General features: G+C 27.9%; 14 protein-coding genes and 4 pseudogenes. 3 read left to right on the top strand and 15 right to left on the bottom strand.

Features of this window, described 5'->3' with window-relative positions; genetic code table 11:
* Positions 1 to 291 precede the first annotated feature (291 nt).
* The 7 genes and pseudogenes from LEQ07_RS16025 to mutS all read right to left on the bottom strand — a co-directional run bounded on the left by LEQ07_RS16025 (position 292) and on the right by mutS (position 10,853).
* The gene (locus LEQ07_RS16025) at positions 292 to 786 is read right to left on the bottom strand and encodes a DUF3226 domain-containing protein (RefSeq protein WP_263331418.1); all 495 of its coding nucleotides are present in this window, start codon (positions 784 to 786) and stop codon (positions 292 to 294) included.
* Positions 786 to 1,823 carry an AAA family ATPase gene (locus LEQ07_RS16020; protein ID WP_052952035.1) on the bottom strand — a complete coding sequence of 346 codons (1,038 nt, stop codon included), beginning with the start codon at positions 1,821 to 1,823 and terminating at the stop codon, positions 786 to 788. The genes LEQ07_RS16025 and LEQ07_RS16020 overlap by 1 nt, the downstream gene beginning before the upstream one ends.
* Before the next feature lie 150 nt (positions 1,824 to 1,973).
* The gene (gene cdr / locus LEQ07_RS16015; RefSeq protein WP_263331417.1) at positions 1,974 to 4,463 is read right to left on the bottom strand and encodes a CoA-disulfide reductase; all 2,490 of its coding nucleotides are present in this window, start codon (positions 4,461 to 4,463) and stop codon (positions 1,974 to 1,976) included.
* A 206-nt stretch (positions 4,464 to 4,669) separates the two neighbouring features.
* A complete protein-coding gene (hfq, locus tag LEQ07_RS16010; RefSeq protein WP_263331416.1) occupies positions 4,670 to 4,939 on the bottom strand; it encodes an RNA chaperone Hfq in 270 nt (89 codons plus the stop codon).
* 57 nt (positions 4,940 to 4,996) lie between these two features.
* A pseudogene (miaA, locus tag LEQ07_RS22675) lies at positions 4,997 to 5,937 on the bottom strand (tRNA (adenosine(37)-N6)-dimethylallyltransferase MiaA).
* Positions 5,938 to 5,953: 16 nt separating this feature from the next.
* Positions 5,954 to 7,996: pseudogene (mutL, locus tag LEQ07_RS15995) on the bottom strand (DNA mismatch repair endonuclease MutL).
* 64 nt (positions 7,997 to 8,060) lie between these two features.
* Positions 8,061 to 10,853: pseudogene (gene mutS / locus LEQ07_RS23200) on the bottom strand (DNA mismatch repair protein MutS).
* Positions 10,854 to 11,081: 228 nt separating this feature from the next.
* Between mutS and LEQ07_RS15985 the strand changes: the two are divergent.
* Positions 11,082 to 11,564 (top strand): hypothetical protein, encoded by a 483-nt coding sequence (locus LEQ07_RS15985; protein WP_046824349.1) that lies wholly within the window; start codon positions 11,082 to 11,084, stop codon positions 11,562 to 11,564.
* Positions 11,565 to 11,682: 118 nt separating this feature from the next.
* Here the strand turns inward: LEQ07_RS15985 and LEQ07_RS15980 are convergent, their stop codons facing one another.
* The 4 genes and pseudogenes from LEQ07_RS15980 to rbr form a co-directional block, all read right to left on the bottom strand.
* On the bottom strand, positions 11,683 to 12,393 hold the full coding sequence (locus LEQ07_RS15980; protein ID WP_263331421.1) for a peptide ABC transporter substrate-binding protein: 711 nt from the start codon (positions 12,391 to 12,393) through the stop codon (positions 11,683 to 11,685).
* 402 nt (positions 12,394 to 12,795) lie between these two features.
* Positions 12,796 to 13,172, bottom strand: a pseudogene (locus LEQ07_RS15975) (ABC transporter substrate-binding protein); the annotation flags it as partial.
* A 308-nt stretch (positions 13,173 to 13,480) separates the two neighbouring features.
* Positions 13,481 to 14,638: an amidohydrolase gene (locus LEQ07_RS15970; protein WP_263331413.1), complete on the bottom strand. Its 1,158-nt coding sequence runs from the start codon at positions 14,636 to 14,638 to the stop codon at positions 13,481 to 13,483.
* Positions 14,639 to 14,665: 27 nt separating this feature from the next.
* Positions 14,666 to 15,202: a rubrerythrin gene (gene rbr / locus LEQ07_RS15965; protein WP_046824347.1), complete on the bottom strand. Its 537-nt coding sequence runs from the start codon at positions 15,200 to 15,202 to the stop codon at positions 14,666 to 14,668.
* A gap of 178 nt (positions 15,203 to 15,380) precedes the next feature.
* On the opposite strand from rbr, the gene LEQ07_RS15960 reads away from it, so the two are divergent.
* Positions 15,381 to 15,944, top strand: a complete 564-nt coding sequence (locus tag LEQ07_RS15960) for a peptidylprolyl isomerase (RefSeq protein ID WP_263331420.1) — start codon at positions 15,381 to 15,383, stop codon at positions 15,942 to 15,944.
* Between the two features lie 148 nt (positions 15,945 to 16,092).
* On the opposite strand, the gene LEQ07_RS15955 is transcribed toward LEQ07_RS15960, so the two are convergent.
* Positions 16,093 to 16,215, bottom strand: coding sequence for a hypothetical protein (locus LEQ07_RS15955; RefSeq protein ID WP_263331412.1), 123 nt, complete (start codon positions 16,213 to 16,215; stop codon positions 16,093 to 16,095).
* A gap of 145 nt (positions 16,216 to 16,360) precedes the next feature.
* Entirely contained in the window at positions 16,361 to 16,933 is a 573-nt protein-coding gene (locus LEQ07_RS15950; RefSeq protein WP_263331411.1) for a hypothetical protein, read from the bottom strand.
* Between the two features lie 335 nt (positions 16,934 to 17,268).
* Between LEQ07_RS15950 and LEQ07_RS15945 the strand changes: the two genes are divergently transcribed.
* On the top strand, positions 17,269 to 17,877 hold the full coding sequence (locus tag LEQ07_RS15945; RefSeq protein WP_046821950.1) for an NUDIX hydrolase: 609 nt from the start codon (positions 17,269 to 17,271) through the stop codon (positions 17,875 to 17,877).
* A gap of 44 nt (positions 17,878 to 17,921) precedes the next feature.
* Here LEQ07_RS15945 and gltA read toward each other — a convergent pair whose 3' ends face one another.
* Together gltA and LEQ07_RS15935 are read right to left on the bottom strand one after the other, a co-directional pair.
* The gene (gene gltA / locus LEQ07_RS15940; protein ID WP_046821949.1) at positions 17,922 to 19,322 is read right to left on the bottom strand and encodes an NADPH-dependent glutamate synthase; all 1,401 of its coding nucleotides are present in this window, start codon (positions 19,320 to 19,322) and stop codon (positions 17,922 to 17,924) included.
* Between the two features lie 2 nt (positions 19,323 to 19,324).
* On the bottom strand, positions 19,325 to 20,215 hold the full coding sequence (locus tag LEQ07_RS15935) for a sulfide/dihydroorotate dehydrogenase-like FAD/NAD-binding protein (RefSeq protein WP_046821948.1): 891 nt from the start codon (positions 20,213 to 20,215) through the stop codon (positions 19,325 to 19,327).
* Positions 20,216 to 20,343 lie beyond the last annotated feature (128 nt).

Genomic DNA, 20,343 nt, shown 5'->3' with positions numbered 1-20,343 from the left:
AAAAAATTATTATATTTTAAAAATTTATTATTTTCACAATAAATTCATAAAATTTTTTAATATCTTTACTATGTTTAATACTTTCTTCACTTATCCAGTCATCACGTCTTATTGAACTTTGATTTGCGCTCCCTGGCTGAAAAACATTAGCTATACATCCTACCCTTACTTTATTTTCACTAGAAATACTCCAATTATATTTATGTCTTTCATCTATATTTCCAATATAATCATTTACTTGTTCTATAAGATCTTTGTAAACTATACCAGCACCATCTAGTAATAAGTTTTCTAATGTACCTTCCCTATCATTGTCAGGAAAAAATAATTGTATAAATTAATTTTTTCTCCTTTTATATTTATTTCTTCATCTAAAAAATCTTGTTTACATATAATCATGTCTTTTTTCTTATATTTAAATTTTTCATTAAATGTTTCTTTAGCTATCTTTTGGTCTGCATCAAAAATTGCACATATACTCTTTATCTGATTTAACTCAGATTTACTCATATTACTAATATATAAATCAATTTCTTTTATAAGTCTTCCTTCTCCATTTGTACAAATAATTACAATTATAACTTTCTGATTTGTAAAATATGATGGTATCGGCACATATCTTTCAATTCTATCTTTAACAAAAGGGTATGTTCTTGGAATTTTTCTTTTCCAGATTTCAGGTAGATTATCTATACTTCTAATTTCTTTAAAACCATTCAGATCTAGAATCTTAGCTACACAGTTAGCATCATGAACTCCTTCTACGAAAAATAAAATATTTTTCATCATCTCACATCCTGACCTAATATAGTTCTTATATCTTTTAGTTTACTACCTGAAAATCTAGTTGTGTACGCATAATCATTTACCGATTCTATTCTAAAACAAGCTAAATCATCTATCTTATTTTCTATTCCATCAATCATTGAATCAATGACTTCTAAACTATGAGTAGTACAAATAAGCTGAACTTTATATTCTATACATGCTTTTACGAACCAATTAAAAACTTCTTTTATCATATCTTTGTATATAGCTGTTTCTATCTCGTCTATTAGTAATATTCCACCCTTTGAACTAATTATAGCAGATGCTAGTGTAATTACTTTTTTTACCCCATCTCCAAAACTAGACAATGGCATAAGCTTAAATTTTTTATGATTCACGTATATTGATGAAGTATTCATTTTCTCATTTGGCAAGACTTCAAAGCCTATTATGTTTTCATCAAACTTTCTAAGTAATTCAATAATTTTATCTTTGTCCCCATCTTTTATAATTTCTATAGTTGTGTTTAATGAGTTCTCCCTAAAGTGATCATATGGTGTTATATATACCATTTTTATAGTTTTATAACTTCCACTAAATCTTAACTGTTTGTTTTCTTGAATATATATTTCTTTGTTAACTAATTGTTGGTTATTTTGTTTAAGACTTACAACTCCTTCAAAAACCTTACTTTCAAAATTTCTCTCCATATCATTAAAATCAATTACATCACTTAAATTCCCTTGTATTTTAAATTCATGTTCGCATTGATTTATAATTGAGTCAATGTGAATACTTCTATTTTCATTTTGTCCTTTAGGAAACATTTCTAAAAAGAGTTCAAATTTTGATATATTATTACTATCTCTTTTAGCTGCATTGACTAACATATTCCTTACACTATCTGGATTCTCTAACAGTGATATAGCTTCTAAAATAGAAGTTTTACCACTGTTGTTATCCCCAACAATTATATTTATTGTAAGCAAATCTTCTAATTCTAAGTCTTTTACGCCTCTGAAATTCTTAATATTTAAGTAACTTAAATAATTCATTTAACCACATCTCTCTTTTTATATAATCTAATAAATTATATAAATTTACACTGCTTAATATAACTTAAATACATAGTTTGTAAATTTAAAATATTAAATAACAAAATTAAAGGGAGTAATTTTAATTACTCCCTTTTTATTATTATTAAATTATATAAATAAGTTTAATCCAGAATCTTCAGCTGCTCCTAAGTATGCTGCAACTCCACCTAAATCTACGCCATCTATAAGTTCCTCTTTCTTAATCCCCATTAAATCCATACTCATAGAACAAGCAACCAGTTTAACACCCATATTTATAGCATTATTTATTAATGTGTCGATATCATCAACATTATGCTTTTTCATTATTTCATTTATCATTTTTGGCCCCATTCCGCCCATATTCATCTTTGATAAAGGAAGTTTATTTGTGTTGCTTGGTAACATCATATCAAACATTTTTTCCATAGTATCTTTTTGAACTTTTACTTTTTCTTTTCTCTTTAATACATTAAGTCCCCAGAATGTGAAAAACATAGTAACTTCTTTACCCATTGATGCTGCACCTGTAGCTATTATAAATGATGCTATAGCCTTATCTAAATCTCCACTAAATACTACCATTGTTGCCCCATCTTTTCCAACTTGATTAGTTAAAGAACATGAAGCTTTTGCATTAACAGGATTTTCTCCTTTTTGTATATAAGCCACATAAGCTTTTTTATCTTTATTAAATTCAGCTTTTAATAATGAATTTCCTGTTGTTTCACACCATGCTTTTATATCTTTGCTAAAAGCAACATCACTTGCTTTTACTTCTATTATATCTCCACTTTCCATCTTTGAAACTTCTTCAAAAACTCTTCTTATTGGCCCTGGGCATTGAAGTCCACAAGCATCTAATACAATATTTGCTTTTATATTTTCATTCATTTCTGAACCCTCTTCATTTTTAATTTTTGTTTTTAAAGTTGAATTTACATTCTGACTTTGATTTTCAATAGATTTTTTAGCTCTTTTAACAGCTGTATAAGTTTTTATTCCACCATCTATATTAAAACATTTATATCCTCTTTGCGTTAATATTCTACAAGCAATATAACCTCTTAATCCAACTTGGCAAGTAACATAAATATTTTTATCCTTTGATAACTCATCTATTCTTTTTCTTAATGCCCCAAGAGGTATATTAACAGACCCTTCAATCATACCTGTTGCTAATTCGAATTCATCCCTTACATCTAAAACTATATCTCCTCTATCTAAAACTTCGTCAACTTCATGATACTGTATAGTCTCTACATCACCTTCTATTATATTAGATGCATAGTATCCTAGCATATTAACAGGATCTTTAGCTGAATTATATGGAGGTGCATAACATGTCTCCACATCCTGTAAGTCAAATACAGTTAAATTAGCCTTTATTGCAGTAGCTAATACGTCTATACGTTTTTCTACACCTTCGATACCCACACCTTGTGCTCCATATATTTTACCTGTTTTTTTGTCAAATATCATTTTATAAGCTATAGGAAATGCGCCTGGGTAATATCCAGCACTTGAGTTTGGGTGAATATGCACAACTTCATAGTCTATTCCCAGTCTCTTTAATATTTTTTCATTATTTCCAGTTGTAGCTACTGTGTAATCAAATATCTTTGCTACAGACGATCCTAATGTTCCTTTATACTTAATATTCTTCCCACATATATTATCAGCAGCTAATCTTCCCTGTCTGTTAGCTGGCCATGCTAATGGTATCATTGTAGGTTTTTTGTTTACAAAATCTATAATTTCTACAGCGTCACCTAATGCATATATATTATCATCTGAAGTTTTCATATATTCATCAACAACTATAGCTCCTCTTTCATTTAGTTTTAATCCTGCATCTTTAGCTATTGATGTTTCAGGTCTAACTCCTATAGATAAAATTATCAAATCTGTCTCTATTTCTCTACCACTATTTAACGCTACTGTCTTACCGTTGTTTTTAAATTCTTTTACTCCGTCATCTAAAATTAAATTTATACCATTATCTATTAAGTGTTCGTGTATAGTGCTTACCATTTCTACATCAAGGGGAGCCATAACTTGAGAACTAGCTTCAACTAGAGTTACATCTATACCTCTTTCAACCAAGTTTTCAGCCATTTCTATACCGATAAATCCTCCACCTATTACAACAGCTTTTTTAGTAGTATCTTTATCTACATAAGCCTTTATTTTGTCTGTATCAGGTATATTTCTTAATGTAAATAAATTATTACAATCCTTTATTCCAGGTATAGGAGGCTTTATAGGACTTGCACCTGGAGATAAAACCAATACATCATAACTTTCATCATATACTTCTCCTGTTTTATGATTTTTTATAGTTACTTTTTTATTTTCCTTATCTATTTTAATTACTTCGCTTAAATTTCTTATATCCATATTAAATTTATCACTCATAGCTTCAACAGTTTGAACTATAAGTTTCTCTCTTTCAGTTATAACCTCTCCTATATAATATGGAAGTCCACAGTTTGCAAAAGATATATATTCACCTTTTTCAAACATAATTATCTCAACGTTTTCCTCTAATCTTCTAAGTCTTGCGGCTGTAGATGCTCCACCTGCAACTCCACCAACTATTATAACTTTTTTAGACATTTTCAAAATCTCCTTTTTATTTTATATTCACCAATTTTCATATTATATTTTGTTAAAGTAATAACTTTAATTTTTATAACTATATAATTTATAATTTCATTATATTTAAAAGTTATATATTATTCTGTGACTTTATCACATAACTAATCCCCAAAATAAAAAATCTTAAGATTTTCATCTTAAGATTTTTTTATTTTTATATTCAATTATTTGTTTTCTTGATAGTTTTTATTGTATCCTTGGTTATTATTATTGTTAAAGTTTATTTGTTTTCCTGGTATTATAGTAGATACTGCATGCTTATATATAAGATTTTGCTGCTTATTTTCTCCTTCTAATAATACTATGTAGCTATCAAATCCCTTAACGTACCCCTTAACTTGAACTCCATTCATTAAAAATATTGTTACAGGTATTCTTTCTTTTCTTGCATTATTTAAGAATAAGTCCTGTAAGTTTAATACTGTATTTTTCATTAGATTAATACCCTCCAAAATGATTTATCAAATTTATTATATATATTATATTCTATATTACACAACATTTACCTTTTTTTCAATATAACTAATTACATCGTCTAAAAGTATTTTTTCATCATTGTAGTTATCTAAATCAAACCACTTAGCATTTTCATATCTCCTAAACCATGTTAGTTGTCTTTTAGCATACCTTCTTGAATCCCTTTTTATTATTTCTATGGCTTCTTCATAAGTGTATTCATTATTTAGATATTTAATTACTTCTTTGTATCCTATTCCTTGCATAGATACTAGATCACTTGAGTACCCCATATTTAAAAGGTTTTTAACTTCATCTTCAAGACCTTGACTTATCATTATGTCAACTCTCTTGTTAATCCTTCTATATAGATGTTCTCTATCTCTATTTAAAACTATTATTATTGGTTCATACTTTTCATTTAATTTTAAATCATTGCTAAAGTCACTCATTTTTTGCCACTCATACAAACTTCAATAGCTCTTATAACCCTTTTTGTGTTATTTTTATGAATTCTATTTGCAGCTTCTTCATCAAGAGACTTTAACTTTTCATACATGTAGTCGATTCCATTTTCTTCAAGCTCTACTCTTAACATTTCTCTTAACTCGTTGTCTGCATCTGATTTTGCAAAATCCATATTATATATAAGAGAATTTAAATAAAGGCCTGTTCCACCAGTTACAAGCGGTGATTTTCCCTTTTTTACAATTTGATTTATATAATCATTAGCTCTTTCTTGAAATTCAGATACAGAAAAACTATAGTCCGGAGTAACCTCGTCTATTAAATAATGTTTTATTCCATTCATCTCATCTTCTGTAACTTTTGCACTTCCCACATCCATATATTTATATATTTGCATAGAATCTGCTGATATTATTTCCATATTCATTTTTTTAGCTAATTGTATTGATAAGTTTGTTTTTCCAACTGCAGTTGGCCCTGTCAGTATGACTAGAGGTATCTTTTTCATCTGCTCCCCTTCTTTCTTACATAATTCGTTTAAACATTTTTTCAATCTCAGTTTTCGATATTTCTACAAATATCGGTCTTCCATGAGGGCATGTAAAAGGATTTTTACACATTTCAATTTGATTTAACAAGCTATTTATTTCTTCATCATATATACTATCATTAGCTTTTATAGCTGCTTTACAAGCCATCGATGCGAATTTTTCACCTTTTAACTCATAATTATTTTTTATTTCATCTATGTTATCAATTATATCTAACACAAATTTTTCAGATTCCGGTGTTCCAAATATAGTAGGTACACATCTTATCATTATATGATTTTTGCCAAATATCTCTATTTCAAAACCAAATTTCATAAATAAATCTATATTATTTTCAACTTGTAACATATCTGTCGTTGCTAATTCTAAAACAATTGGATCTAACAACATTTGCATGTTAATATCCATATTGTAAAATTTATCCATATATTTTTCGAATAATACTCTTTCATGCGCTGCATGTTGGTCTATCAAGTACATATGACTTCCTTTTTGAAGTATTATATATGTTTTAAATATAGTACCTATAACTATATATTCATTTAATGAAAATTTATTTTTATCACTATTGTTAAACTCTACTTGTTCATTTTTTCTGTATATACACTTTCAGATTCTTTTATTAAGCTTTCACTAATTATAGGTTTGTTCTTTAAAGTATCAGCTTCATTACTTTTTGAACTTTTATTCTCTTCTTTTTTCTAATTCTACTAAATCATTAAAACTATAAACTTTATTTAAATCTATTGCATTGTCTATTAATATAATTTCATCTTTATTACTTTTGCTTATTTTATTATTTAAATTTTTATTATTAATGTTCTTTTCCAATTCTTTTCTTTCGTCTAACTCTTCAAATGTATATGTCTGACTTTTATATTCTTTTTCTAGGTTATTTAATATACCTTGATTTATATTTTCTGAGCTAATTTGTTTTTTATTATGAGCCAAGCTGTTATCCAAATTATTAACTTTTTTTAAATCTCGCTTTTCAACATTATCATAAGTTTCATATTTTCCTATCAAGTTAGATCTAATTAACGACTTCCTTATATACTCTTTAAGTTCTACATATATTTGTTGTTCATTTTCAAACTTCAACTCTAATTTTGTAGGATGTATATTTACATCTATTTTAGATGGGTTTATTTCTATATTTAAAAAACAAACTGCATGTTTATTTATAGGTATTAAAGATTTATAACCTTCACTTATAGCATCTAATATAATTTTACTTTTAACATAACGTTTATTTATATATATATGTTGAAGGTTTTTATTAGCTCTATAAACATTATTGTTTCCGATATATCCACTTACCTTAAAAAACTGACTTTCATGATTTAACTCTATTAAATTTTCAGTTATATCTTTTCCATAAATACTTCTTATAGTATTTATAAGCTTACCATCACCAGGGGAATTTAACATAGTTTTTTTATTGTTTATATATTTAATACTGACCTTAGGATTACCTATAACTAGCTTATTTATTAAATCACTAATATTTATAGTTTCTGCATGCGTTGATTTTAAAAACTTTTGTCTAACAGGAGTGTTAAAAAATAAATCCCTAGCTATAATCGTCGTCCCATTATTAGTTCCTATTGGTTCTTTTGATATAATTTTTCCGCCTTCTACTGTAATTTTAGTTCCTACTGGCTCATCTTTATGCTTTGTAATCATTTCAATTTTAGCAACTGATGCAATAGATGCTAAAGCTTCTCCTCTAAATCCTAGAGAGTATAGATCATATAAATCATCTATTTGACTTATCTTACTAGTTGCATGTCTTAAAAAACTTTTTTCAACTTCGCTAGATTCAATTCCATTTCCATTATCAGTTATTCTAATTAATTTTTTACCACCATCTTCTATTTCTACTATAATTTTAGAACTTTGAGCATCTATTGAGTTTTCAACAAGTTCCTTAACTACAGAAGATGGTCTTTCTACAACTTCACCAGCTTGTAGTTGATTTATTGTTACTTCGTCTAATATATTAATTCGAGCCATATATTCACCTCATTTCATAGATAAAAAATTTGCTTTTCTTTATAAGTCTTTAGCATAGGTTGATTTATTTACCTTTTTTAGCCTTAGTTTGCAAGCTATATAAGGTATTCATAGCATCTAGTGGAGTCATATTTAAAATATCTAATTTTTTAATTTCTTCCACTAAGCTTTCATCATAAACAGAACCAAAAGATATTTGAGTAACTGCAACCTCATCTTCTACAGTATTTTCTTTAAGTTCTTTATTCTCTTTTCTAAGCTTATTTATTTCGCTTTTTAACTTTCCTATATTTAAATTATAGTCATTTTCTTTAATATTTATATTTCTTTGAAACTTTCATATTCATTTTGCAAAGTTTCATATGCTTTTATATCTATATGATTTTCATTAATTTCTAATTTTTCTTTAATATTGATAGCAGTGCTTAAATCTTGTTGGATATGATTTTTCTCTAAATCTTTTAATATTTCCTTTGATCTAGCAATAACTTTTTGTGGAAGCTTTGCAAGCTCTGCTACATATATACCATAACTCTTATCAGCTCCACCTTCTATTATTTTTCTTAAAAATACAATTCCATCATTGTTTTCTTGAACTGCTACAGAATAGTTTTTAACATCATAAAACTCATCTTCTAATTCAACTAACTCATGATAGTGTGTAGCAAATAAAGTCTTACATTTTATATTTGCCTGAATATATTCAACTATAGACCAAGCTAAACTAATTCCATCATAAGTACTAGTGCCTCGTCCTATTTCATCTAATATAACTAAACTTTTATCTGTTGCATTTTTAAGTATTTGAGAAACTTCAGTCATTTCAACCATAAAAGTAGACTGCCCTTGAGCTAAATCATCACTAGCTCCTACTCTCGTAAATATTCTATCTAAAATAGGTATATTAGCATATTCTGCTGGAACAAATGATCCTATGTGAGCCATCAATGCTATTACTGCAGTTTGTCTCATATAAGTAGATTTACCAGCCATATTTGGACCTGTAATTATGTTTATAATATTTTCACCTTGATTTAAATACGTGTCATTAGGTACAAAATTTTCTTCTCCAACTATACTTTCAACAACAGGGTGACGTCCATTTTTTATATCTAATTTATTACTTTCATTAATTATAGGTTTTACATAATTGTTTATATAAGCAACAGTTGCTAATGATACAAATACATCTATATTAGCTATTATCTTTGCAACTGATTGAATTCTATCTATATTTTTATATATGTTATTTCTTATATTTACAAAAATCTCATACTCTAAATTTTTAATTTTATCTTCTGCATTTAAAATTTTATCTTCTATTTCTTTTAATTCACTAGTTATATATCTTTCCGCATTACTTAATGTTTGCTTTCTGATATATGTTTCATCTATATTTGCATTAGCTAAATTTGCTTTTGTTATTTCTATATAATATCCAAATACTTTATTAAATCCTACTTTTAAAGATTTAACTCCCGTTTTTCTTTTTCTCTATTTTCTATTTCCTTTATCATAAAGGCACCATTTTAGATATATCTCTCAAAGAATTCAGTTCATCGTTAAATTCTGATTTAATTATATTTCCATCCTTTATCGTTATTGATGGGTCTTCAAGTATTGCACTATCTATCAAGTCATATATATCATTTAGGTCGTCCATATCTGAAATATATCTTTTAAGAATGTTTGCCTCTGATAAATTTATAATTTTTTTAAGTTCTGGTAATTTTTCTATAGAATTTTTTAAATGTATCATTTCTTTAGGTGTAACTTTTTCAAATGCAATTTTCCCACAAATTCTTTCTATATCATATACATTTTTCAGAGTTTCAATTAGGTCTTCCCTTAACATAAAGTCATCTTTTAGCTCTTCGATAACATTAAGTCTTTTTTCAATTCGTAGTTTATTTACTAGTGGTTCTTCTACATATTTTCTAAGCATTCTTCCACCCATAGCAGTAGATGTTTTATCTAAAACATGAAGAAGTGATCCCTTCTTTGCATTTCCTCTTATAGTAGATGTTAATTCTAAGTTACTTCTTGTAAACATATCTAAAACCATATACTCTTGTGAGTTATATATATTTATATTATTTATATTAGAAGTTATTTGTTTTTGAGTATTATAAATATAATTTAATATAATGCATAAACTAGATGATATAAGACCAAATTCATCTAATTTTAAATTTTTTAAATACTCAGTTGAAAAATATTTATTTAATATGTTTTCATCTAAATAACTTTCATCAAAATTTTCATTTATATATATATTGCTTAAAGTAGCTATATTTCTTATTTTTTTAACGCTGTTTAAATCATTTGCGATTATCTCAGTAGGATGAATTTTAGCTATTTCTTCTACTAATTTTTCTTCACTTAAATATGTTGCATTAACTTCTCCTGTACTTATATCTGTATATGAAATACCTATTTTCTCACCATCTGTGTACATGGCCAATAGATAATTATTTTTCTTATTCTCTAATAAAGCTCCTTCAAGTACTGTACCTGGAGTTATTACTCTTACTACATCTCTCTTTACTATTCCTTTTGAAGCATTTACATCTTCAACTTGTTCACATATTGCTACTTTATATCCGTTTTCAACTAATTTCGATATATAGTTTTGTGAAGAGTGAAATGGTATCCCACACATAGGTGCTCTTTCATCCATACCACATTCTCTTCCTGTAAGTGCTATTTCTAAAGTTTTAGAAGCTACTATTGCATCTTCAAAAAACATTTCATAAAAATCTCCAAGCCTAAAAAACATTATGCAATCATTATATCTATTTTTAACTTCAAAGTACTGTCTCATCATAGGAGTTAATTTACTTCTATCTATATTCATACTCTTTGCCTCCTTTACATTCTACATATTATATCATATTTGGGTGTTTATACTTATATCTATATTCATATCTTTTCAATTTTTAAATTAACATATAATATATCACCATTTATAAATATTTGTCATATAATCTATTATAGTAAATTTTAATATAGGTATTAAATAAATTTCAACTTTATTTTATCTTTAAATTTACTATATAAAATAATTATAAGAGAGGTAATATTTATGGGTTTATGGTGTAAATCAAATAAAAAATGCGGATTTAAAAAACCTAATAAATGTAAAAAATATTACTATAATTGCAACAACTCTTCATGCGGTAACAACAATAATTCAAATATCACTCCTTGCAGTGGTAAAAAACCTGTAAGTTCTACAAACCATTATAAAACTTATACATGCTTAGATGGAAAAGATTATTTTGTTGTAAATGAAAACTTCTATGATAATTACTATGAAAAATGTAACCACTACTATATAACTGATTGCAATCATATAACTGATCATTACTATGAATATAATGTATATCATTATGATACAAAGGATACTCACGATGAAAAGTATGTTTGCAAAGATGTAGATAAGATAGATCCAAATAATAATTGTGTAGAAAAAAATAATGGTTGTTTAGAAAAAGAAAATTGTGATTGCCACTGTGGATGTAACTGCGATTATTGTAAAAAGCATAGAGAAAACAGCAGTTGCTAGTTAAATAAAAATACTATTTCCCCTAGTATTTTTATTTCTAGGGGAGATAATTTTTACCTCTTATATATTATTTTTATAAAACAAACAAACCTATTCAAATGAATAGGTTTGTTTGTTTTTATTCTTTGTTTCCATTTATAAGCATAAAAAATGTTGTTGCATTCTTACTAGTGCTAAACTCATCAGTATCTTTGTATTTATCAATAAATTCATTTGTTATACCTACGAAGTCAATATCTCCATTTTCATATAAATTCACATCAGCAGATCCTTCTTTTACAATTTTTGTATTTACAGACTCTAATTTTACACTATTTTTATCCCAGTAATTTTGATTTTTAGTCATTATATAAACATCATCTAATTTCCATTTAGTTAAAGTAAATGGTCCATTATATAATGTAGATTCTTTAGTTGTTCCATATTTATCACCTTGATTTTCTATAAACTTTTCATTTTGTGGGAAAAATACTGGAAATGCCATCAATCTGTCAAAATAACTAACAGGTCTATTAAGTTTTATTTCTAATGTATAATCATCCAATGCTTTAACACCTACATCTTCAGATTCTTTAGTTTTTCCTATATTGTAATCTTGAGCTCCAATAATATCATACATTATAAATCCATATTGAGATGCAGTTTCTGGATTTAACGTTCTTTTAAAAGCATATTCAAAATCATTAGCTGTTACTTTATCTCCATTGCTCCATTTAGAATCTTCTCTTAAATTAAAAGTCCAAGTTTTCTTATCTTCTGATGCTTCCCAACTCTTAGCAATACCTTCAACTACCTTACCATCATTGTCTACCCTTACAAGACCTTCCATAACATTATTTGCAGCACTAAATGATAATGAATCTGTAGATCTACTCATATCTAAAGAAGGTATATCTGAAGTACTTGTTAAATTTAATTCATTTCGTCCTTCTGAACTTGCCCATTTGTAAGCGTATTTTGCTCCGTATGGAATTATAGTTATTCCATCTACATAAGATTTTTGTATATAAGCACTACTACTTTGGAAAAGAGGCATTATAAATGCATCACTCAATAAAAGTTCTTCTGCTTTAGCGTATTTTTTCCAACTATCATTAATATTTGTTGAAGTTTTTCCTTCTTCTATCAAAGAATTATAGTCTTTACTATCATATCCACTATTTACTCCAAATTTTCCAGTAGTAGTAAACGTCTCTAAAAATGTTAATGGATCTGGATAATCAGCAACCCAAGAGCTATAAACTAAATCATAATCTCCTTGTGCTTCTAATTGTTGCTTTTGCTTAAATGGGACTTGTTTTATCTCTACTGTCATTCCATCTAGATTTTTTTGTAATTGACTTTGAAAAATTCTCCTACTCTCTTACTACTTTCAACGTCTGATGTTAAAACTTCTATTGTAACTTTATCAAAATTCAATTCATTCTTTGCTTTTTCCCAATGTTCTTTTGCTTCTTTCAAATCATACCCACTTCCCATATTTCCAGCAATTTCTCTATAATCTTTACCTTCATCATTTATCGCTAATCCCTCTGGTGTATAATAATTTACTGGGTTTGATCCATTGTTCAAAATCACACTAGTTATTTCACTTTTATCAACCGCCATAGATATCGCAAGTCTTGCTTCTTTATTTTTTAATAATTCACTAGAATTTATAACTTTATCCTTTTCTTGACTGCTGCATCCTACTAAGATTGACGTACTCATTAATGTAATTAGTGTAATTGTCGATACATATTTTTTTAATATCATGTATATCCCCCCCACTTTAATATATTTTATTAACAAAGGAGCTATTAGTTACACAATTTTAATCCCCATTTTCTTTCAATATAATCCATCTTTAAATTTAAATAAAAAAGAAAGTGAAGGGTTTTGTACATTTTACCCTTCACTTTCTTTTTTTATTTAAATTAATTTTTAGCGTAAACCATATTTCCATCTATTATTGTATATAAAGTTTCGGTAAATACTTCCATAGGGTTCCCTGTAAATATAGCTATATCTGCATCTTTTCCAGCTTCAATACTTCCCAATCGATCATCAACTCCACAAATTTTTGCTGCATTTATGGTTATGGCTTTAAGAGCTTCATCTACTCCTAATCCTTTCTTAGCTGCAAATCCTGCACATATTGGCAAGTACTGAATAGGTATTACTGGATGGTCTGTTGTTATCGCAACTTGAACTCCATTTTTGTTTAATTTTCCAGCTGTTTCAAATGTTCTATTTTTAAGTTCTACTTTACTTCTATTAGTTAAGCTAGGCCCAACAATCGCACTAAAACCGGAATTTTTTATGTATTGTGCAATAAGATGTCCTTCTGTGCAATGATCTAATGTCATATCTAAATCAAACTCTTTGGCAATCCTAATGGCTGTAAGTATATCATCTGCTCTGTGAGCATGAGCTTTTAATGGTATTTTCTTGTTTAAAACATCCATGAAACATTCTTGTTTTAAATCAATATCAAAATGTTCACCTTTTTGTTTAGCTATTTCTTTCTTGTTTTTATAATTCAAAGCATTAGTTAAAGCTTCTCTTAAAATTGCAGCCGTAGCCATTCTCGTGGATGGAGATATACTTTTGGATGAATACACTCTTTTAGGGTTTTCCCCAAATGCAACTTTCATAGCTGCGTCCTCTTTTACAATCATATCGTCTATAGATGTTCCACTCGTTTTTATAAAAGTAAATTTACCTCCACATACATTAGCACTTCCTTGGCCCGTCATAACAGAGGTTATTCCTCCTTCTATAGCATCCTTAAATGCCTCATCTAAAGGATTTATTGCATCTATTGCTCTTAAGTGCGCTGTAATCGGTGTTGTTGATTCATTTATATCGTCACCTTCAAATCTTATACCTTCTTCACTTAATCCTATGTGACAATGAGATTCAATAATTCCTGGCATCACCCATCCGCCTTTAGCATCTATAACTTCCATAGTATCTAATTCATTTATATATTTATCAACATTTATTATCTTTCCATCATCTATAAGTACACATCCATTTTCATAGTTTTCGCCCGTCATAGTTATAATTTTTCCATTTTTTATTAAAATCATTAAATCCTCCAAATTATAGTTTTAGTTTTATATACAATCACATTTAATTTCAAAGAAAGATTTTGGATGTGAACATACAGGACATATTTCTAATGCTTTTTTCCCATTATGAATATGTCCACAGTTCATACATCTCCATGTAACCTCTTCTTCCTTCTTAAATACACTATTATCATCTAAGTTTTTTATAAGCTCTAAATATCTTTCCTCATGCTGTTTTTCAATTTTACCAACAGACTTAAAAAGATATGCTATATCATCAAATCCTTCTTCCTGTGCCTCTTTTGCAAATCTATAATACATATCTGTCCATTCATAATTTTCTCCTTCAGCTGAGTCAATTAAATTATTTTTCGTAGAATGTATTCCATTATTAATTAATTTAAACCAAATTTTCGCATGTGCCATCTCATTGTTTGCTGTTTCTTCGAAGTATTGAGCTATCTTGTTATATCCTTCTTTTTTTGCTTGATTTGCATAGTAATTATATTTAGCTGTAGCCTGAGACTCTCCAGCAAATGCTATCATTAAATTTTTTACAGTTTTGCTATCTTTTAAATCCATAATTCTCCTCCTTAATATTAAGTAGTCCTTATTATCTTTAATATTAAGATTTCAATGATATTATTACTAAAAAAGAAAACCTTTTTCTTTCTGTATGATATAATTTATATAATATTAATTTTAAGGTGGTAATTTATATGAAAAATCCAATTGTTACTATGAAAATAAAAGATGGAAAATCTATAAAAATAAAACTTTTCCAAATGAAGCTCCTGAATCTGTAAAAAACTTTATAAGTCTTATACATAAGGGGTTTTATAATAATACAGCATTTTGGAGAGTAGAAAATGATAAGTTAATTCAAGGTGGTTGCCCAGAAAATAATGGTACAGGAGTTTTAGGATATAGTATAAAAAGTGAGTGTTTAGCTAACGGAGTAGATAATAACTTAAAATTCACTAGAGGAACTATTGGTTACGGTAGATTTGAGCATAATACAGAAAGTTGCCATTTTTTTATAGTTACTCAAGACACTCCTCAACTTGATGAAAATTTTGCTCCCTTTGGACGAATTATAGATGGAATGGATGAGGTTGATAGAATAAGTAGAGTTGAAGCTGAGCTAGAGGTTTTCTTACATAGAGCTGTTGAAAAAATATATATTGAAAATATGACTGTAGAAACATTTGGAGTTACATACGATGAACCAACTAAACTTTTAGGATTATCTAAAGAAGAAACTTTATCAAAATGGAATGCTACTATGGAAGAACGTAAAAAAACAGGCTATAAAGTGGTATAAAAATAAGTAGCATTAGCTACTTATTTTTTATTTAATGCTATATCTTTATTTTTATAAGCTTTGTAACAGTTTAAAAACTCTCTAGTGTTAAATATGTACTTACCACTTATTTGTGTATAGTAAGCTCCTGTAGAATCATATATATCTTTTATTTTTGCGTTAAGTTTTTGTTGTAGTATCTTAGTTCTTTAAACTCTTTTTTTAACCTGTCCGCTGTTAGCCATAATTTATTACAATTTATATCTGCAAGTCTTATGTTTTCAAATGACATATTATTTTTTGACCATCTACATATAATTCAGCTAATATTTCCTGCAAGTTCTCATTTGTCAAATCATGATTAAGTTTTATGTATGTTATTGCACCCATTCCATCTCTACCTTTTTCATTTAATTTTTCTTGGTTTATAAGTGCATTTAATGGTTGTCTTTTATGTATACATAATTTAAATCATCTAGTATATACTCTCCTCTTATATATTTAGCTGGTTTGTATATAACTAAAATAGGACTATATTCTCCTCCTATTTCTTCGTCATTTAAATCTGTGATTTCATTTAAATCTAGTGTATTATATTCTTTAGATATAGATCCATATCTTGACCTTTTTATAAGACTGTACATTCTAAAGTTTTTAACTTTGTATAATATATTATCTATATATGATTTGTCTAAAACTTCATTTTCATTTTGAGAATTGTTTATATAATCTAATTTTGCAGCTTCTTTTAATTCATAAATATCATCTATACTTATATCAAAATACGCTGCCAATAATTTAAATTTTTCTTCTAAAATATTTATATCTATATCAATATATTTTTGAAAATCTTCTATCTTTTCTTCTGATTTTATATTTAATAATAAAGTTCCTATCGAATGAATACTTACACAACTTTCTTTTTCAAATAACAATTTAATAATATTATTTTTAAGTTTTTCTATGTTTTGTGATATCCTTATAAAATCATTTATATCGCAAATATCCATTTCGTTATTATGTAAAATATCTTTAGGTATCTCTATATAGTTATCTTCATCTTTTAAGCATACTTTTAAGTCTTTTTCTACTATTATTTTTCTATTAATTTTGCGTTACTACTTCTGTCATCTTATTTCTCCTTACTATATATTGTCCTAAGTATTATTATACATAAAATTCTTAGTTAGTCATATTATTTTAATTATTGTTCATTTTAAATTATGTATTTATTCCAAATATATTTTTTGTAAAATTTATATTTTTTTAATATATTTTATGTGTATTATTGATCTTAGACTAGTATAATATTAATATATCAAAACTGAGAGTTGAGGTTTTTGCAATGAATAGTAATTTAAAAGAATTATTAAAAGATTATAAACCATATATAAATGGTCATCAAAATATGAAAAAAGCTTCTGTTTTAATTCCTATAGTAAGAAAAAATAATGAAGACTTTATACTATTTGAAGTTAGGTCAAAGACATTAAGGTCTCAACCAAATGAAATATCTTTTCCTGGAGGTATGATTGAAAAAAATGAAACTCCAATTACTGCTTGTATAAGAGAAACTTGCGAAGAACTAGGTACCATTGATAGTAATATAGAAATAGTAAGCGAACTTGATTTATTTTTAAGTCCTGCAGATATAATAATACATACTTTTGTTGGATTCATACACGACTTAGAAAGTCTAAATCCAAACATAGATGAAGTAGACCATATTTTTTTAGTTCCTTTATCTCATTTATTAGAAAATGAGCCTTTACGATATAAAAATGAAGTTAGAGTAGTTCCTAATAAAAATTTTCCCTATGACTTAATACCTAACAAGGAAAATTATAAGTTCAAATCAGGAAATTATGACTCTTTATTCTATAAATATAATGATTATGTTATTTGGGGCATAACAGGTAAAATACTTGAAAACTTTCTTAATTTAATTAAATAAATTTTAACTAAAAAGGACTCCATATTATATGAAGTCCTTTATTATTATAAATTACAAGCATTAGCTTCTTTATTCTTTAAATATTCATTTATAGCTTTTGCTGCTTTTCTTCCAGCTCCCATAGCAGATATAACTGTTGCAGCTCCTGTAACTGCATCTCCTCCAGCAAAAACACCTTCTCTAGAAGTTACTCCGTTATCATCAGCTACTATACATTCCCATTTATTTATATCTAATCCTTTTGTAGTTGATGTTATAAGTGGGTTTGGAGATGTTCCAAGTGCCATTATAACTGTATCTACTTCCATTATAAAATCTGAATTTTCTATAACTTCAGGTCTTCTTCTTCCTGATGCATCAGGCTCTCCTAGTTCCATTTTTACACATACCATACCTTTAACTTCACCTTTTTCATCAACTAATATCTCAGTTGGGTTTGTTAAAGTATCAAATATTACACCTTCTTCTTTAGCATGGTGTACTTCTTCTAATCTAGCAGGAAGTTCTGCTTCACTTCTTCTGTAAACTATATGAGTTTTAGATCCTAATCTAGCTGCAGTTCTCGCAGCATCCATAGCAACATTTCCTCCACCTATAACAGCAACATTTTTACCACTTCTTACAGGTGTCATATAGTCTTCTTTGTATGCCTTCATTAAGTTAACTCTTGTTAAAAATTCATTTGCAGAACAAACACCATTAGCATTTTCCCCTGGTATTCCCATGAACTTAGGAAGTCCTGCTCCTGATCCTACAAATACAGCTTCAAATCCTTCTTCATTTAGTAACTCATCTATTGTTATAGTTCTACCTATTATAACATTAGTTTCTATTTTAACTCCTAAACTTTTAATGTTTTGTATCTCAGGTTTAACAACCCCATCTTTAGGTAATCTAAATTCTGGTATTCCGTAAGTTAGAACCCCTCCTGGTTCATGCATAGCTTCAAATATCGTTACATCATATCCCATTTTTGCTAAATCACCAGCACAAGCAAGTCCTGCAGGTCCACTACCTATAACAGCTACCTTTCTATTGTTAGCCTCTTCTGTTTTTGCTAAATCAAAATTTTGTTCTCTAGAGTAATCAGCAACAAATTTTTCTAATTTACCTATTGAAACAGCATCTGATTTTATTCCTAACACACATAATCCTTCACATTGATTTTCTTGAGGACAAACTCTTCCACAAACTGCTGGAAGTGAGCTATCCTTTGCTATAACTTTGGCAGCTCCTTCAATATCTCCTTCTTTTAATTTCCCTATAAATCCTGGTATATTTACTTCAACGGGACATCCTGATACACACTTAGGTTTTTTACATTCTAAGCATCTACTTGCTTCTTTCATTGCTTCTTCTTTATTATATCCTAAACAAACTTCTTCAAAGTTTGTAACTCTAACTTCAGCTTCTTGTTGTCTAACAGGTATTTTAACTTTACTCATGATTAATTACCTCCACATCCGCATCCGCCATGATGATGCGTATCCCCTTCTTCTATTTTTAACGTAGCTCTGCCTTCTTCTGTTTTGTACATAGCTTGTCTTCTCATAGACTCATCAAAGTTAACTAAATGTCCATCAAATTCAGGACCATCTACACATGCAAATTTAATTTCTCCACCAACATTAACTCTACATGCTCCACACATACCTGTTCCATCTACCATTATAGGGTTTAAGCTTACAGTTGTAGGTATATTTAGCTCTTTAGTTAACATACACATAAACTTCATCATTATCATAGGTCCTATAACTACTGCTTGGTCATATTTTTTACCTTGATTTTCAACTAAGTCTTTTAAACAGTCAGTAACTCTACCGTTAAATCCATATGTACCATCATCTGTACATACATAAAGGTTTCCAGCAACTTCTCTCATCTCTTCTTCAAATATTAAAAGATTTTTTGTTCTAGAACCAATTATAACATCTGCATCTATACCGTTTTCCTTAAGCCATTTAACTTGAGGATATACAGGCGCTGCTCCAACTCCACCAGCTACAAATATTATTTTTTTATTTTTTAATTCATTTATATCTTCTTCGACAAACTCACTAGGCATTCCTAGTGGTCCAACAAAGTCAGCTACGTAATCGCCTTCTTCAAAAGTTTCAAGTTGTTTAGTGCTAGCTCCAACTGTTTGGAACACTATGCTTACAGTGCCCTCTTCATTATTATAATCAGCTATTGTAAGAGGTATTCTTTCACCTTTTTCATCATTTTTTATAATGATAAATTGGCCTGGATTAGAAGCTTTAGCTACTCTTGGAGCTTCTATGTCCATTAAATAAATACTATCTGTTAGCTGTTTCTTTTTTACAATCTTGTTTCCCATATCTCTATCTCCATTCTGCCAAATAGTTTATATTTTAATTTTAAATATTAGCCAACTTGAAGTTCAAGTTTCCCCTTATAAGTCTAACTTTATAATCAAACTTATAGGCTACATATTTAAAATCAATA

Origin of the sequence: Paraclostridium sp. AKS73 (assembly GCF_025671395.1) — a bacterium.
In the GTDB taxonomy this organism is placed as follows: domain Bacteria; phylum Bacillota; class Clostridia; order Peptostreptococcales; family Peptostreptococcaceae; genus Paraclostridium; species Paraclostridium benzoelyticum.
This window is presented reverse-complemented; position numbering and strand designations above follow the sequence as displayed.

What these genes read in the sequence shown, in the direction of transcription:
- LEQ07_RS15955 (WP_263331412.1), bottom strand. Translation starts at nt 16,215, where the DNA reads ATGTCATTTGAAAACATAAGACTTGCAGATATAAATTGTAATAAATTA.
- LEQ07_RS15950 (WP_263331411.1), bottom strand. Translation starts at nt 16,933, where the DNA reads ATGGATATTTGCGATATAAATGATTTTATAAGGATATCACAAAACATA.
- rbr (WP_046824347.1), bottom strand. Translation starts at nt 15,202, where the DNA reads ATGGATTTAAAAGATAGCAAAACTGTAAAAAATTTAATGATAGCATTT.
- LEQ07_RS15970 (WP_263331413.1), bottom strand. Translation starts at nt 14,638, where the DNA reads ATGATTTTAATAAAAAATGGAAAAATTATAACTATGACGGGCGAAAAC.
- LEQ07_RS15980 (WP_263331421.1), bottom strand. Translation starts at nt 12,393, where the DNA reads ATGGAAGGTCTTGTAAGGGTAGACAATGATGGTAAGGTAGTTGAAGGT.
- LEQ07_RS15935 (WP_046821948.1), bottom strand. Translation starts at nt 20,215, where the DNA reads ATGGGAAACAAGATTGTAAAAAAGAAACAGCTAACAGATAGTATTTAT.
- LEQ07_RS15985 (WP_046824349.1), top strand. Translation starts at nt 11,082, where the DNA reads ATGGGTTTATGGTGTAAATCAAATAAAAAATGCGGATTTAAAAAACCT.
- LEQ07_RS16020 (WP_052952035.1), bottom strand. Translation starts at nt 1,823, where the DNA reads ATGAATTATTTAAGTTACTTAAATATTAAGAATTTCAGAGGCGTAAAA.
- gltA (WP_046821949.1), bottom strand. Translation starts at nt 19,322, where the DNA reads ATGAGTAAAGTTAAAATACCTGTTAGACAACAAGAAGCTGAAGTTAGA.
- hfq (WP_263331416.1), bottom strand. Translation starts at nt 4,939, where the DNA reads ATGAAAAATACAGTATTAAACTTACAGGACTTATTCTTAAATAATGCA.
- LEQ07_RS16025 (WP_263331418.1), bottom strand. Translation starts at nt 786, where the DNA reads ATGAAAAATATTTTATTTTTCGTAGAAGGAGTTCATGATGCTAACTGT.
- cdr (WP_263331417.1), bottom strand. Translation starts at nt 4,463, where the DNA reads ATGTCTAAAAAAGTTATAATAGTTGGTGGAGTTGCAGGTGGAGCATCT.
- LEQ07_RS15945 (WP_046821950.1), top strand. Translation starts at nt 17,269, where the DNA reads ATGAATAGTAATTTAAAAGAATTATTAAAAGATTATAAACCATATATA.